Consider the following 14,885-nt stretch of genomic DNA (forward strand, 5'->3'; position numbering starts at 1 on the left):
AAGCCCGGCCCCGGGGCGCCATGCGCACCGTGGGCCAAGCCGGGTTCACTTCAGGGAGAAGTCCACGCGCGAGGGTTGCCCCTCGTCCTTGATGCCGTCCGCGTCCAGCTGCGGCGCGACGATGAAGACACGGTCCGCGAGTCCTTCCTGGGCTAGCAACTTCTCATATACCGCCTGCGCGCGGGCATCGGCCAATTGGCGTAACTGCTCGTCGCCCACCTTCGCCACGCCGCGCAGCATGGCTTCCATTTGCGCGGCCGGCACCGACTTGGACATGCCGATGAAATTGCGCGGCTTGTCCTTGATGTCGGCGTCGTCGTAGACCTCTTCCAGATACTTCTGGCGTTCGGCGGCCGACACCTTCACGCCGGCCGGGTCGGGCTTCTTGCCGCGCGGCGTCGTGTCGGCGGCCTTGGCGGCGCGGATCTGGGCGTCGACCCAGGCTTGGCGCAGCCCGTCCAGGTCGGTCTTGGGATCGGCGCGGCCGCTGATGTCCATCTTCAGCGCGGGGCGGTCCGTCAACGCCTTGATCAGCGTGTCGATGCGCTGCACCGAGTCCTCGGTCAGCACCGCGCTGCCCGGCGCGAACTCCACATACGACAACTCTTCGCCGCCGCCGAAGGCCGAGGCCAGCAAGCTGAACGGCGACGTCACCGCCTTGACGACCAGGTTCATCATCACGCGCACCACGATGCCGCCCACCGAAAATTCCGGGTCGTCCAGCGAGCCGGACACGGGCAGGTTGATGTCGATATTGCCGCGCGAATCCTTCAACAGCGCCACGGCCAGCAGCACCGGCAGCTTGGTGGCGTCGGGGCTGTTGGTCTTGTCGCCGAAGGTCAGCTGGTTCAGCACGACGTGGTTGGACGCCTGCAATGCGCGGTCCTTGATCTTGTATTCCAGGTCCACCGACAGCTTGCCGCGCTTGATCGGGTAGCCCACGTACTTGGCCGAATAGGTGTTGAAGCGCGGCAGGTCCACGCCCTTGGCCGACGCCTTCAGGTCCAGCGTCAGGTATTTGGCGAAAGGCTGCACGATGCCGCTGATGGACAGCGGCGCCGTGGTGTAGACGCGCCCCGTGACCTTGACCTTGGCGGGCTGCGGGTTGGTGGACGACACGGCCGAGATCGCACCTTCGATGGCCGACAGCTCGGCCACATAGTTGGGTTTGACGAAGCGGTCGGTAAACGTCATGCGGCCACGCGACAGCGTGACGCTGTTGACGGCGATGTCAGGCATGGACGCGCCGTCGCCGCCTTTGGAGGCTGCCGGGGATGCCGCCTTGGATGCCGCCGACGATGCCGGCGTGGCGGGCGACTGGCGGCCCGGCGTTTGCGTGTCCTGCGTGATGGAGCCGCCCGCCTGGCCCGGCGCCGCCACCAGGTCCATCACGTTCAGCCGGCCCTGGGCATTCAACAGAATGCGGCCGTAGAAGTCTTCCAGCGCGATGTCGCCCAGCTTGGCGCCCACCTTGTCGCCCGCCACGGACACGTCCATGCCGGCAAAGGCCAGCCGCTTCCAATTCAGGAAGTCGTCGTTGTTGACGCGGTCTTGCAAGTCAACGCCGGTGATCTCGACGCCGCCTTTCCAGTTGACCCGCATGGGCGCGTTGTCGGCGGCGGCGGCATAGGCCACGTCGCCCTTGGCCCCCAGCGTAATGGCGCGCACGGTGGCGTTCAGGCTGCCGGCGGCGTAGGCCGCGAACGGCGCGACGTTCAGGTCGGACAGGTCGACGGACGACGCGAGGGTCAGCGGCTGCGGCGTGAACGTGCCCGCCAGGTTCAGCTTGCCGTTGCCCTGGATGCCCGCCGCCGCCAGCGTGAAGCGGCTTTGGCCCGGGCCCATGGCAAGGCGGTCGGCCGTGACGTGCAGCGATTGCAGCGCGATGTCCAGCGGAGGTTTTTGCGCTTCGTCGCGTGCCTTGAACTGGGTCAGGTCGGCCTGGACAGCGGTGGCCAAGGCGTCGATGGCGCCGCCTTTTTCGCGCACGTGGATCTGCGCGTTGGCGGCCAGCCGGCCGTCTTGCAGCAGGATGGGGGCCACGCTGCGCACGGCCGGCGCCAACGGAGCCAGGGCAATGTTGCCCAAGCGCACGCCCAGCTCCAGCGACAGCGGCGACAACTCCAGCGGGCCTTTCGCGCGTATCCAGCCACCGTCGGTGCTGTTGTCCACCGTCAGCCACAGGTCGATGGGCTGGTTCTTGACCTCGGGCACCACCACGCCTTCCACGGTGGCGCCGATCCCAGTCATGACGTAATCCAGCTTGCTGACCGCATCGGTCAGGTAGAGCTCGCCTTCATGCAGGTTGAAGGCGTCCAGCGTCACCTTCCATTCGGACGCCGCGGGCGCGGCGGGCGGCGTCGCGGGGGAAGCCGTTGCGGCGGGCGCGGGATCGGTCGTGGGTGCGGTGCCGGTGGCCGGTGCGGTGCCGGTGGCGGGTGCGGTGCCGGTGGCCGGTGCCGGGTCGGTCCCAGGTGCCGTGCCGGTGCCAGTGGCAGGCGCAGCACCGGTGCCGGCGCCGGGCGCAGCGCCCTCCTGCGCCTTCGGCGCGACCTTCAGCCCCAGGTCGCGCTTGAGCTTGTCCGCCACGGGCGTGTCGGTCGCGGCCACGCCGCCCAGCGCCTTCAGCTTGACCACCACGTCCTGCCAGTTCAGGTGTTCATTGGCGTAGCGCCGCACATGCACCTGCGGCGCCCACAGGCCCACTTCGCCCACATACACCTGGCGCGCGATGGGTTCCAGTTCCAGACGCGTGACGGTCAACGCGCTCCAGGCGGCCAGCGTGTCGCCGTCGGTATCGCGTAGATCGAAGCGGCGCAGCGCCAGATCGCCCACCACACGTATCTTGGGCGGCGCGTCCTTGGGCTGTTCAAACACCACTTGCAGGTTCGAATCCAGCAGCGCGCTGTCCAGCTTGAACGGCAGCGGCATGGGCCACACGTCGGCCCACTTTTCCAGTTGCAGGCCATTGAACGCAACGCGCAAGGTGGACGACGGCACCTTGTCGAACGGCCGCGCCACGCCCGTAAGGTCAAACGGGCTGCCGTTGATGCGCAGGTGTACGCGCGGCTGCACGTCGATATCCGTGGCATAGCCGAAGGTGGAAATGAACGGCACGCCCAGGCCCAGTTCGTCCACCACCTGTTTGCGCCCGGTGACCTTGTCGTCCAGCGTGACGGCGCCGCCCTCGATCACCATGTTGTTCAGCGAAAACCGGGGCAGGCCGGTATCGGGCTTGGGCGGTTCTTCGGGCTGGGCGGCGGTTAATTGCGCGACGCGTTGCTGTATGTCAGAGAAATTGAACCGCGTGACGTCTTCGCGCACGATGGCGATGGTAGGCTGGCGCAGCGTCAGCCGATCCACGACGGGCGCGAACCAGAACAAGGAGCTCCACGCGGCGCTGACATCCATTTCAGCCAGCGCCAGAAGCGGCGTCTGCGAACCCGGTTGCGCCACGGCAAGGTCGCGTGCGCGGATGGTCAACGTGAACGGGTTGAAGGTGATCTTGCCGACCGAAACGTCGCGCCCGATCATCTTGGCCACGTCGTCCGTCAGCACGTTGTGCAGCACCTTTGGGACCTGCCAGGCGGCAATTGCGCAAAGGATCAGCACAACCGCCACTATGCCCAACAAGATTTTGCCGGCGCGCCGGGTGAACCGAAGCTTGGGGCGCCGCAAGGGCATCGCGAGTCTCCTGAGACGAGTTGATGGCGATTATCGCGCCCCGATTAGGGCTCGTCTATCATAGGCGGAACAGCGGCCTGCCCGGCCTGCCGGGACCGCCCTTTTCAAACATTAACAATTCTCGATCCCGATTCCCAATGTCATCTGCCACCCCCACCCTGAGCCACCTGGACGAAGCCGGCCAGGTCCGCATGGTCGACGTCATCGCCAAGACGGACACCGAACGCGTGGCCATTGCCGTGGCCAGCGTGCGCATGAATGCCGTGGCCTATGGCCTGTTGACGCAGCCGGGCAAGGGCAAGGGCGAAGTGCTCAACACTGCCCGCGTGGCCGCCGTGCTGGCCGCCAAGCGCTGCGCGGAACTGATCCCGCTTTGCCACAGCCTGCCGCTGGCGTTCGTGGGCGTGGACTTCTCGCTGGACGACGCCGCGCACCGCATCGACATCCAGGCCACCTGCCGCACCAGCTACAAGACCGGCGTGGAAATGGAAGCCATGATGGCGTGCAGCGTGGCCGCGCTGACCATCTACGACATGTGCAAGGCCGCCGACAAGGGCATCGTGGTTGAACAAGTTCGCCTTAAGTACAAGGCCGGAGGAAAAAGCGGTGAATGGCGCAACGATTAATCTTCTGTACTTCGCCCGCGTGGCGGAATTGGTCGGCAAGCGCGGTGAAGACTGGCCGCTGGACAGCGAGTCCACCGGCGCGCAATTGCTGGCCGCGCTGGGGGAACGCTACCCGCAGCTGGCGCCCGCCACGCGCCTGAAACTGGCCATCAACCAAACCCATTCCAAACCCACGGCAACGATCCGGCCCGGCGACGAAGTGGCTGTGTTCGAACCCGTGACCGGAGGCTGAGAACGCCATGATCAGCGTCCAGGAAGCCGATTTCGACGCCGCCGCGCTGACGGCGGCGCTACGCGAGAACGCCGGGTCCGGCGTGGGCGGCATTGTCACCTTCGTAGGCTATGTGCGCGACTACGCGCCCGACTCGCCCACCGACACGCTCTACCTGGAACACTACCCCGGCATGTGCGAGCGCGAGCTTGAAGCCATTGCCGACACCGCGCGCCAGCGCTGGAAGCTGGACGGCACCGTCATCGTGCACCGCGTGGGCGCGCTGTCGCGCAATGCGCAGATCGTGTTCGTGGCGGCGGCCAGCGCCCACCGGGGCGATGCCTTTCGCGGCTGCGAATACATCATCGACGCGCTCAAGACGCGCGCGCCGTTCTGGAAGCGCGAGACGCTGGCCGGCGGCAACAGCTTCTGGGTAGAACAACGCCAGGCCGATCAGGACCGCACCGACGCCTGGGATGAAGACACCGCCCCACCGAAGGAAAGCAAATGAGCGAAGAAATTCCCGTCTCGCTGGCCTGCGCCGTGCTGACGGTCAGCGACACCCGCAGCGCGGGCGACGACACCTCCGGCAATCTGCTTGCCCACAACCTGGCGCATGCGGGCCACCAGTGCGTGCGCCGCGACATCGTGCGCGACGACATCTACCAGATCCGCCGCGTGATCAGCGACTGGATTGCCGACCCCGAAGTGCAGGTCATCCTGACCTCCGGCGGCACGGGCTTTTCGCATCGCGATCACACGCCCACCGCCATCCTGCCGCTGCTGGACCGCGAGATTCCCGGCTTTGGCGAATTGTTCCGGCAACTCTCGTACACCGAGATCGGCAGTTCAACGATCCAGTCGCGCGCGTTCGCGGGGTCGGCCAACCAGACGCTGATCTTCTGCTTGCCCGGTTCAAACAACGCCTGCGAAACGGCCTGGGCGCAGATATTGCGTGAACAGTTCGACAGCGCCCACCGCCCGTGCAATTTCGCCTCGCACTTCAAGCCTCAGAAAGAAGACCACTGACCCATGCTGGATTTTGATCACGCCCAGACCCTGCTGGCCAATGCGGCCGGGCCGCTGCAACGCCGCGAAGACATCGCCTTGACCGAGGCCGCCGGCCGCGTGCTGGCCACCGACCTGCAAGCCACGGTGGACATCCCCCCCGCCGACAACAGCGCCATGGACGGCTACGCCTTGCGCGTGGCCGATTGGCAAGCCGGCGCGCGCCTGCCGATCCAGCAACGCTGCTATGCCGGCGACGTGCCCGAACCGCTCAAGCCCGGCCACGCCATCCGCCTGTTCACCGGCAGCCTGATTCCCGACGGCGCCGATACCGTCGTCATGCAGGAAGACACGGTGGAAGCCGACAACCACGTGGAAATCTCGCGTGAGCCCGCGCCCGGCCAGCATATCCGCCGCCGGGGTGAAGACACGATGGCTGGCGCACCCTTGCTTGCGGCCGGCGCCATGCTGCAAGCCGCGCACGTGGCCTTGCTGGCCTCGCAGGGGCTTGCCACCGTGCCGGTGGTCGGCCAGCTGCGCGTGGGCATCCTGACCACGGGCGATGAACTCGTTCCGCCCGGCTCGCCCCGCGCCCCCGAACAGATCTACAACTCCAACGGCCCGATGCTGGCCGCGTTGGCGCGCGGCCTGGGCGCCGTGCCCGTGCACGTGCTGCACGCGCGCGACACCGAAGAAGACCTGCTGGCCGCGTTCAAGACGCTGCTGGCCGACTGCGATCTGGTATTGAGCGTGGGCGGCGTGTCGGTGGGCGAACGCGATCTGGTCAAGCCCGCGCTGGCCACCTTGGGCGGCGAGTTATCGCTATGGAAAGTGCGCATGAAACCGGGCAAGCCGGTGGCCTTGGCACAGATCAACGGCAAGCCCGTCGTCAGCCTGCCGGGCAACCCCGTGTCGGCCTACGCCGTGTTCGCCATGCTGGTGTCGCCGCTGGTGCGCCGCATGCAAGGCCGCGAAGAGATCTTTCCGCCCGTCAGCCTGCTGCCGCTGCGCACCGAGAATCCGCGCAAGGACGGACGCGAGGAATTCCTGCGGGTGCAGCGCCGTGTCGCCACCGAAGGCACCGCCGAATTGGTGCCCTACGGCCATCAAGGCTCGGGCGTGATCAGTTCGATGCCGTGGGCCACGGGCCTGGCGCGCCTGCCGGCCGACGTGCTGGTCAACGATGGCGATCGCGTGCCGTATTACGACTTGCGGCACTGGCTGGCGTAGCGCCGGGCGTTGGCCGGATCAGCGGCCCTGGCTGGCGTAGCGCTGGGCCTCGGCCAATTCTTCGGGCGTATTCACGTTCATGAAGGCATGCGGCGCGTCGTCAAAGCGCGCCGCCACGGCGCCCACGCGCGCCTGCCACAGACCGACTTTTCGATCGCCGCCGTGCAGGTAGGCGCGCAAGCCCGGCAGTAGCGATGGGCGCAGCGCCATGCAGGCCGAATGGCGCTGTTCGCCTGCCATGGCATAGGCCATGGGCGCCTGCGCGGATTGCGCGGCGTCGACCAGGCGCGCGGCCAGATCGCCGGGAAGAAACGGTGTGTCGCACGGCACCACCACCACCCACTCCACATCCGCCACTGCGGCCACAGCGGCCAACCCCGCCGCGATGCCCAGCAGCGGACCCTGGTATTTTTCCAAGCCCGGTTCGTTATCCGCCACCACCGTGCCGTAGCGCGCATAGTGGTCGGCATGGCGGTTGGCGCTGATGATCAGCCGCGCCACCTGCGGCGCCAGCCGGCGCGCGACATGCGCCACCATGGGCTCACCGTTCAACAGCACCAGGCCCTTGTCCTGATGGGCCATGCGCGAGCCCTGCCCGCCCGCCAGGATCAAGCCGGCGATGCAAGGGGCCAGCAACGACGCGTCACCCACCGATGTAGCTCATTTCGACTTTGCGGCCCGGGTCCGGCGTTGGGTCCGCCATGTTGCGGCCGCGCAGTTCGGAATAATTGTCGGCGCGCCCGCCCCAGATGCCGGCCAGCATCGCGGCCAGTTCGGCGTCGGTGGCGCCATCGCGCAGCGGCGCGCGCAGGTCAAAGCCTTCGTGTGCGAACAGGCACAGAAACAGCTTGCCTTCCGGCGACAGGCGCGCGCGCGTACAGCCGCCGCAGAATGCGTGGGTGACGCTGGAAATGACGCCGATTTCGCCACCGCCGTCCAGATAGCGCCAGCGCTCGGCCACGCGCCCCATGTCGGCGGACTGCACCGGTTCCAGCGGGTAGGCCGCGCCGATGCGGTCCAGCACTTCCTGGCTGGGCACCACTTCAGACAGGTTCCAGCCGTTGGTGTTGCCCACGTCCATGTATTCGATAAAGCGCAGGATGTGCCCGCTGTGCCGGAAGCGTTCGGCCATGGGCAGGATCTGTCCGTCGTTCAGGCCGCGCCGCACCACCATGTTGACCTTGACCGGCGCCAAGCCCGCGTCCGCGGCGGCGTCAATGCCGCGCAGCACGTCGTCGGGCGTGAAGCCGCTGTCGCTCATATCCTGGAACATCGACGCGTCCAGCGCGTCCAGGCTGACGGTGACGCGGGTCAGCCCGGCGGCTTTCAGCGCGGCCGCCTTGCGCGCCAGCACGCTGCCGTTGGTGGTCAGCGTCAGGTCCAGCGGCTGGCCCGCCGGCGTGCGCAGCGCCGCCAATTGGCCGACCAGGTTTTCGATATGTTTGCGCAGCAGCGGTTCGCCGCCCGTCAGGCGGATCTTTTCCACGCCCAGTTGCGTGAAGATGCCGGCCAGGCGGCTGATTTCTTCAAACGACAACAGCGCCGAATGCGGCATGAAGGTATAGCTGGCGTCGAACACTTCGCGCGGCATGCAGTAGGTGCAGCGGAAGTTGCAGCGGTCCGTCACGGAAATGCGCAGGTCGCGCAGCGGACGCGCGCGCCGGTCCAGCGCGGGCTGGCCGTCGGCCGGAAGTTCGCCGGGCGCGGGCCAGGCCGAACGGTCGGACCGGCGGTCGGCAAGGAAAATCACTTTGCTCATGGGGCGATCATATATCGGCAAGCGGCGTCCCGGGCGGCGGCCCTAGGCGAAGGCCTCTTCCAGGGTTTGCAGGCGGCCGGTGTCCTTGGCGTCGTAACCCACCAGCTGCCCCACGTAGCCGACATAGTCGGCGCTGCGCATGATGGACAGCAGGTCTTGCATGGCGGGCGTTTCCAGTGCCGACTTGCGGATGGCAAAGAAGTAGCGTTCGCGCACCAGCGGGATGAAGTCCAGCCCGAAACGGCAGGCGGCGGTTTCCACGCCCACGCCGGTGTCCGCCATGCCGCTGGCGATATGCGCGGCAATCGCCATATGGGTGAATTCGTTGGTTTCGTAGCCTTGGACTTCGCCAATCGACACGCCTGCGCGCTGAAGCATCAAGCTGACCAGGTAACGCGTGCTGGACCCGATCTGGCGGTTGACGAAGCGCACATCCGGGCGCGCCAGGTCGGCCATGCCGCGTATCTGCTTGGGGTTGCCCGCCGTGACGAACAAGCCGGTGTTGCGCACGGCCAGATGGATCAGAAGGTATTCATCGGCGTGCAGCCACTGCGCGTAGCGTTCCATGATGGGCGCTTCAAAGTCGCCCAGCGGCACCTGGAAACCGGCCAGATCGCATTCGTGGCGCTCTAGCGAGGCCAGCGCCTCGATGGCGGTGCGATAGCGCAGTTCCAGCCCGGGCTTTCTGCCGCCCATGTGCTGCATCAGCGATTCCACCGCGAAGCCGTGGCTGGCGTGCAGCCGCAGATGCGGGCCACTTTCGGGCAGCAGCTTTTCCAGTTCTTCCTGCAATTCCGACGCCATGCTGTCCAGCGTGGGCATCAGCCGCGCTTCGATGCGGCGGTTGGCCCACAGCAGGCGCTGCGCGAACGGCGCCAACTGCGTGCCCTGGCGCCGGTTCGTCACCAGCAGCTGCGTGCCAAATAGCGTTTCAAAGCGCCGCAGCACGCCCCAGGCATGGCGGTAAGACAGCCCGCATGCGCGGCACGCGCCGGTGATGTTGCCTGTGGCGTCGATGGCGGCCAACAGCGCCAGCATGTCCTGCAAGGGCAAAGGAGCCGTGTCGTCGCCCCCGCCCAAGGTCCATTGCGGCCGCAGCCCGATTCGGAACTTATATGTCATTTTTATATGTCATTTATTTCTTATTGAAGGCGTTCAAGTACGTGGTTAGAGTACACAAATAACGCGGCGGACTGGTTTTTATTATGTTTTTAAAAGCATATTAATTGCCTGGGAATACCCGAACATTCGACCGCCACAACAGACCCCGTCAAGGGGCCCAGCAACACTGGAGGAGACCACCGTGCATCAGCGCGAGGCAACATCCGACTTGGCGTCCAGCGGCGGCGCCCGGGGCGGCCAATTGGCTCTGGACGCCGCCCAGGCGTCCACCACCCCCGCCATTGCCACCACCGCCCGCATCGTTGCGCGGCTGAAAGACCTGCCCGGCCCCTTGTTGCCGGTGCTGCATCAGGTGCAGCATGAACTGGGCTGTATCCCGGCCGAAGCGGTGCAAACCATCGCCGAGGCCCTGAACCTGTCCCGCGCCGAAGTCCACGGCGTCATCACGTTCTACCCACACTTTCGCAGCCAGCCGGCCGCCCGCCACACGCTGGAAGTGTGCCGCGCCGAGTCCTGCCAGGCGATGGGCGGCGACCAGCTGGCTGCCCATGCCCGCGCGCATCTGGGCTGCGATTTTCATGCCCACACCGCTGACGGCAATTTCACGCTGGAACCCGTTTACTGCCTGGGGCTATGCGCGCAGTCGCCCGCCATCATGATCGATGGCCGGCCGCATGCCCGCGTCACGCCCGAGAAGCTGGACCGCTTGTTGGCGCGCACGTTGGCCCAACCGCAGGAGACCACCCCATGAGCGCCCCCGTCGTCATCTACGTGCCGCGCGACGCGGCCGCGCTGGCCATGGACGCGGACGCCGTGGCGCGCGAGGTCGAACGCATCGCCGATGCGCGCGGCCTGGCCGTGCAGGTCGTGCGCAATGGATCGCGTGGCTTGTTGTGGCTGGAACCGCTGGTGGAAGTGACCACGCCAAACGGCCGCGTCGCCTACGGCCCCGTGGCGGTCGAAGACGTGGCCGGCTTGTTCGATGCCGGCTGGCTGACGCACCACGACAACGCCGCCGGCGCCGCCCCGGTACACCCGCTGTGCCTGGGCCTGACCGAAGACATCCCCTACCTGAAACAGCAAGAACGCCTGACCTTCGCCCGCGTCGGGGTGATTGACCCCCTGTCCTTGCAGGACTACGCCGCGCACGGCGGCCTGGCGGGCCTGAAGCGGGCGCTGGCAATGGACCCGGCCGCCATCATCGACGAGATGGTCGCCTCCGGCCTGCGTGGACGCGGCGGCGCGGCGTTTCCCACCGGCATCAAATGGAAAACGGTGGCGGGCACGCCCGGCGACCAGAAGTACATCGTGTGCAACGCCGACGAAGGCGACTCGGGCACCTTCGCCGACCGCCTGCTGATGGAGGGCGACCCCTATGTGCTGATCGAAGGCATGACGATTGCCGGGCTGGCCGTGGGCGCCACCTACGGCTACATCTACGTGCGCTCGGAATACCCGCACGCCATCGAGACCCTGCAAGCCGCTATCGCCCGCGCGCGCAGCGTCGGCTGGCTGGGCGCCGACGTCCACGGCAGCGGACGCCGCTTCGACCTGGAAGTGCGCAAGGGCGCGGGCGCCTACATCTGCGGCGAAGAAACCTCGCTGCTGGAAAGCCTGGAAGGCAAGCGCGGCGTGGTACGCGCCAAGCCGCCGCTGCCCGCGATCTCGGGCCTGTTCGGCAAGCCCACCGTCATCAACAACGTGATATCGCTGGCCACCGTGCCCATCATCCTGGCCAAGGGCGCCGCCTACTACCGCGATTACGGCGTGGGCCGCTCGCATGGCACCTTGCCGTTCCAACTGGCCGGCAACGTCAGGCAAGGCGGCCTGGTGGAAAAGGCGTTCGGCCTGAGCCTGCGTGACCTGCTCTACACCTTCGGCGGCGGCAGCGCCAGCGGCCGGCCGTTGCGCGCGGTGCAAGTGGGCGGCCCGCTGGGCGCCTATCTGCCCGAATCGCAATGGGACGTGCCGCTGGATTACGAAGCCTACATACAGATCTCGGCCATGATCGGCCACGGCGGGCTGGTGGCGTTTGACGACACCGTGGACATGGCGCGCATGGCTCGCTACGCCATGGAGTTCTGCGCGATTGAATCCTGCGGCAAGTGCACACCGTGCCGCATCGGTTCCACACGCGGCGTTGAAACCATCGACAAGATCGCGGCAGGCGGGGTCAGCCCCGCGCAGCGCGAACAACAGGTGCACCTGCTGCGTGACTTGTGCGACACGATGATGGGCGGTTCGCTGTGCGCGCTGGGGGGCATGGCGCCCTACCCCGTGCTGTCCGCGCTGAACCATTTTCCGCAGGACTTCGGCATCGAGTCCTCGCAGTCTGCCGCGCACGCGGCCTGAACCCGAGAGACGACCATGCTAGAGACCGTCATCAAGCGCGACCGCGACCTGGGCACCCCGGCGCGCGAGTCCGCCAACACCATTACCCTGACCATCGACGGCCAGGAAATCTGCGTGCCCGAGGGTACGTCGGTGATGCGCGCGGCCGCCGAGGCCGGCATCAACATCCCCAAGCTGTGCGCGACCGACAGGCTTGAACCCTTTGGGTCGTGCCGCCTTTGCCTGGTGCAGATCGAGGGCCGGCGCGGCTATCCCGCGTCTTGCACCACGCCAGCCGAAAACGGCATGGTGGTGGTCACCGAAACCCCCAAGCTGCACGAACTGCGGCGCGGCGTGATGGAGCTGTACATCTCGGACCACCCGCTGGACTGCCTGACCTGCCCCGCCAACGGCGACTGCGAATTGCAGGACATGGCCGGCGTGGTGGGTCTGCGCAACGTGCGCTACGGCTATGACGGCGCCAACCACCTGGACGCGAAGGTCGACGATTCGAATCCCTACTTCAGCTACGACGCGTCCAAGTGCATCGTCTGCAACCGCTGCGTGCGCGCCTGCGAAGAAACGCAAGGCACGTTTGCGTTGACGATCTCTGGCAAGGGCTTTGAATCGCGCGTGTCGCCCGGGCAGGACCAGCCGTTCCTGGATAGCGAATGCGTGTCCTGCGGCGCCTGCGTGCAGGCCTGTCCGACCTCTACGTTGCAGGAAAAGACCGTCATCATGATGGGTCAGGCCGAACACTCGGTCATCACCACCTGCGCGTACTGCGGCGTGGGCTGCGGTTTCAAGGCCGAGATGAAGGGGCAGGAAGTGGTGCGCATGGTGCCCTGGAAAGACGGGCAGGCCAACCGCGGCCACTCGTGCGTGAAGGGCCGCTTTGCATGGGGCTACGCCACGCACAAGGAACGCGTGCTCAAGCCCATGATCCGCAAGCACATCACCGATTCCTGGAAGGAAGTGTCCTGGGACGAGGCCATCAACTACGCGGCGTCGGAATTTCGCCGCATCCAAAGCCAGTACGGCCGCGACGCGGTCGGCGGCATCACGTCGTCGCGTTGCACCAACGAAGAAACCTGGCTGGTGCAAAAGCTGGTGCGCGCGGCCTTCGGCACCAACAACGTGGACACCTGCGCGCGCGTCTGCCATTCGCCCACCGGCTACGGCCTGAAGCAGACCCTGGGTGAATCGGCCGGCACGCAGACCTTTGATTCGGTCATGCACACCGACGTGGTCATCGTGATGGGCGCCAACCCCAGCAGCGGGCACCCGGTGTTTGCCTCGCGCTTGAAGCGCCGCCTGCGCCAGGGCGCGCGCCTGATCGTGATTGATCCGCGCCGCATCGAACTGGTCAGCTCGCCGCACATCAAGGCCGACTATCACTTGCAGGTACGGCCGGGCACCAACACGGCGCTGCTGTCGTCGCTGGCCCACGTGATCGCCACCGAAGGGCTGATCGACGAGGCCTTCGTGGCCGAACGCTGCGAAGCCAAGGCCTTTAACGAATGGCGCGACTTTGTATCGCTGCCCGAGAACTCGCCCGAGGCCATGGCCGAAATCACCGGCGTGCCGGCGCAAGCCGTGCGCGGCGCGGCGCGGCTGTTCGCCACCGGCGGCAACGGGTCCATCTACTACGGCCTGGGCGTGACCGAACACAGCCAAGGGTCCACCACCGTGATGGCCATTGCCAACCTGGCCATGGCCACCGGCAACATCGGCCGCGAGGGCGTGGGCGTGAACCCCTTGCGCGGCCAGAACAACGTGCAAGGCTCGTGCGACATGGGCTCGTTCCCGCACGAGTTGCCCGGCTATCGCCACATTTCCGACAACACCGTGCGCGCGCAATTCGAACGGGACTGGGGCGTGACGCTGCAACCGGAACCCGGCCTGCGCATTCCCAACATGTTCGAAGCGGCATTGGGCGGCTCGTTCAAGGGCCTGTACTGCCAGGGCGAAGACATCGTGCAGTCCGACCCCAACACGCAGCACGTGGCGGCCTCGCTGGCGGCCATGGAGTGCATCGTGGTGCAGGACCTGTTCCTGAACGAGACCGCCAAGTACGCGCACGTGTTCCTGCCGGGCTCGTCGTTCCTGGAAAAAGACGGCACCTTCACCAACGCCGAACGCCGCATCTCGCGCGTGCGCAAGGTGATGGAACCCAAGAACGGCAAGTCGGATTGGGAAGTGACGGTGGCCTTGTCCAATGCGTTGGGCTACCCCATGAACTACACGCACCCGCGCGAAATCATGGAGGAAATCGCGCGGCTGACGCCCACGTTCGCAGGCGTCAGCTACGACAAGCTGGACAAGCTGGGCAGCCTGCAATGGCCGTGCAATGACGATGCGCCGGACGGCACACCCATCATGCACATCGACACGTTCGTGCGCGGCAAGGGCAAGTTCATGATTACCAAGTACGTGCCCACCGACGAACGCAGCACGCGCCGTTTCCCGCTGCTCTTGACCACGGGCCGCATCCTGTCGCAATACAACGTGGGCGCGCAGACACGGCGTACGCCCAACGTGATGTGGCATGGCGAGGATGTGCTGGAACTGCATCCGCAAGACGCCGAGGATCGGGGCGTGGCCGAAGGCGATTGGGTCGGCATCCAGAGCCGCGCCGGCGAAACGGTGCTGCGCGCCACGCTGACCGACCGGGTGCAGCCGGGCGTGGTATACACCACGTTCCACTTTCCCGAGTCAGGCGCCAACGTCGTCACGACGGACAGCTCGGACTGGGCGACCAACTGCCCCGAATACAAGGTCACGGCCGTGCAGGTGACGCGCGTGTCCCAGCCTTCGGAATGGCAACGCCAATGGTCGCGCTTTGCCGACATCCAGCAAAAGCTGCTGCGCGAGCGATCGCGCGAGAACGAAGCGGCGCTGACCGGGAAATGAC

Annotated in this window: 12 protein-coding genes; 8 read left to right on the forward strand and 4 right to left on the reverse strand. The window is 66.6% G+C overall.

All coding sequences use genetic code 11. The features are described 5' to 3' along the window. Window positions 1-45: 45 nt before the first annotated feature. Entirely contained in the window at window positions 46-3,684 is a 3,639-nt protein-coding gene (locus YH64_RS16845; protein WP_143215416.1) for a DUF748 domain-containing protein, read from the reverse strand. Window positions 3,685-3,821: 137 nt separating this feature from the next. Between YH64_RS16845 and moaC the strand changes: the two genes are divergently transcribed. The 5 genes from moaC to glp are packed head-to-tail and all read left to right on the forward strand — an operon-like array spanning window position 3,822 to window position 6,759. Further along, a complete protein-coding gene (moaC, locus tag YH64_RS16850; protein ID WP_046805227.1) occupies window positions 3,822-4,310 on the forward strand; it encodes a cyclic pyranopterin monophosphate synthase MoaC in 489 nt (162 codons plus the stop codon). Further along, window positions 4,291-4,542 carry a MoaD/ThiS family protein gene (locus YH64_RS16855; protein WP_046805226.1) on the forward strand — a complete coding sequence of 84 codons (252 nt, stop codon included), beginning with the start codon at window positions 4,291-4,293 and terminating at the stop codon, window positions 4,540-4,542. The genes moaC and YH64_RS16855 overlap by 20 nt, the downstream gene beginning before the upstream one ends. A gap of 7 nt (window positions 4,543-4,549) precedes the next feature. Further along, on the forward strand, window positions 4,550-5,032 hold the full coding sequence (locus YH64_RS16860) for a molybdenum cofactor biosynthesis protein MoaE (protein ID WP_046805225.1): 483 nt from the start codon (window positions 4,550-4,552) through the stop codon (window positions 5,030-5,032). Beyond that, entirely contained in the window at window positions 5,029-5,550 is a 522-nt protein-coding gene (gene moaB / locus YH64_RS16865) for a molybdenum cofactor biosynthesis protein B (protein ID WP_046805224.1), read from the forward strand. Before YH64_RS16860 ends, moaB begins: the two co-directional genes overlap by 4 nt. A gap of 3 nt (window positions 5,551-5,553) precedes the next feature. Then, the gene (gene glp / locus YH64_RS16870) at window positions 5,554-6,759 is read left to right on the forward strand and encodes a gephyrin-like molybdotransferase Glp (protein WP_046805223.1); all 1,206 of its coding nucleotides are present in this window, start codon (window positions 5,554-5,556) and stop codon (window positions 6,757-6,759) included. 18 nt (window positions 6,760-6,777) lie between these two features. Here glp and mobA read toward each other — a convergent pair whose 3' ends face one another. Genes mobA through YH64_RS16885 form a run of 3 tightly spaced genes read right to left on the reverse strand, consistent with a single transcriptional unit; the run spans window position 6,778 to window position 9,640 of the window. Further along, entirely contained in the window at window positions 6,778-7,410 is a 633-nt protein-coding gene (gene mobA / locus YH64_RS16875; protein WP_255444538.1) for a molybdenum cofactor guanylyltransferase MobA, read from the reverse strand. Further along, window positions 7,403-8,518 carry a GTP 3',8-cyclase MoaA gene (gene moaA / locus YH64_RS16880; protein ID WP_046805222.1) on the reverse strand — a complete coding sequence of 372 codons (1,116 nt, stop codon included), beginning with the start codon at window positions 8,516-8,518 and terminating at the stop codon, window positions 7,403-7,405. Before moaA ends, mobA begins: the two co-directional genes overlap by 8 nt. Window positions 8,519-8,560: 42 nt before the next feature. Further along, the gene (locus tag YH64_RS16885) at window positions 8,561-9,640 is read right to left on the reverse strand and encodes a substrate-binding domain-containing protein (RefSeq protein WP_046805221.1); all 1,080 of its coding nucleotides are present in this window, start codon (window positions 9,638-9,640) and stop codon (window positions 8,561-8,563) included. A gap of 181 nt (window positions 9,641-9,821) precedes the next feature. On the opposite strand from YH64_RS16885, the gene YH64_RS16890 reads away from it, so the two are divergent. Genes YH64_RS16890 through fdhF form a run of 3 tightly spaced genes read left to right on the forward strand, consistent with a single transcriptional unit; the run spans window position 9,822 to window position 14,884 of the window. After that, complete coding sequence (locus YH64_RS16890; RefSeq protein ID WP_143215417.1) at window positions 9,822-10,391, forward strand: formate dehydrogenase subunit gamma; 570 nt, start codon at window positions 9,822-9,824, stop codon at window positions 10,389-10,391. Next, window positions 10,388-11,992: an NADH-quinone oxidoreductase subunit NuoF gene (locus tag YH64_RS16895; protein ID WP_046805219.1), complete on the forward strand. Its 1,605-nt coding sequence runs from the start codon at window positions 10,388-10,390 to the stop codon at window positions 11,990-11,992. Before YH64_RS16890 ends, YH64_RS16895 begins: the two co-directional genes overlap by 4 nt. 15 nt (window positions 11,993-12,007) lie before the next feature. Next, on the forward strand, window positions 12,008-14,884 hold the full coding sequence (gene fdhF, locus YH64_RS16900; RefSeq protein ID WP_046805218.1) for a formate dehydrogenase subunit alpha: 2,877 nt from the start codon (window positions 12,008-12,010) through the stop codon (window positions 14,882-14,884). Window position 14,885 lies beyond the last annotated feature (1 nt).

It is taken from the genome of Achromobacter sp. LC458 (assembly GCF_001005835.2).
Classification (GTDB): Bacteria; Pseudomonadota; Gammaproteobacteria; order Burkholderiales; family Burkholderiaceae_B; genus Achromobacter; species Achromobacter spanius_B.

Bases quoted from the DNA above. Each gene is read 5' to 3' on its own strand.
- glp (WP_046805223.1), top strand. From the start codon at position 5,554: ATGCTGGATTTTGATCACGCCCAGACCCTGCTGGCCAATGCGGCCGGG.
- moaC (WP_046805227.1), top strand. From the start codon at position 3,822: ATGTCATCTGCCACCCCCACCCTGAGCCACCTGGACGAAGCCGGCCAG.
- YH64_RS16860 (WP_046805225.1), top strand. From the start codon at position 4,550: ATGATCAGCGTCCAGGAAGCCGATTTCGACGCCGCCGCGCTGACGGCG.
- fdhF (WP_046805218.1), top strand. From the start codon at position 12,008: ATGCTAGAGACCGTCATCAAGCGCGACCGCGACCTGGGCACCCCGGCG.
- moaB (WP_046805224.1), top strand. From the start codon at position 5,029: ATGAGCGAAGAAATTCCCGTCTCGCTGGCCTGCGCCGTGCTGACGGTC.
- YH64_RS16845 (WP_143215416.1), bottom strand. From the start codon at position 3,684: ATGCCCTTGCGGCGCCCCAAGCTTCGGTTCACCCGGCGCGCCGGCAAA.
- YH64_RS16895 (WP_046805219.1), top strand. From the start codon at position 10,388: ATGAGCGCCCCCGTCGTCATCTACGTGCCGCGCGACGCGGCCGCGCTG.
- moaA (WP_046805222.1), bottom strand. From the start codon at position 8,518: ATGAGCAAAGTGATTTTCCTTGCCGACCGCCGGTCCGACCGTTCGGCC.
- YH64_RS16885 (WP_046805221.1), bottom strand. From the start codon at position 9,640: ATGACATATAAGTTCCGAATCGGGCTGCGGCCGCAATGGACCTTGGGC.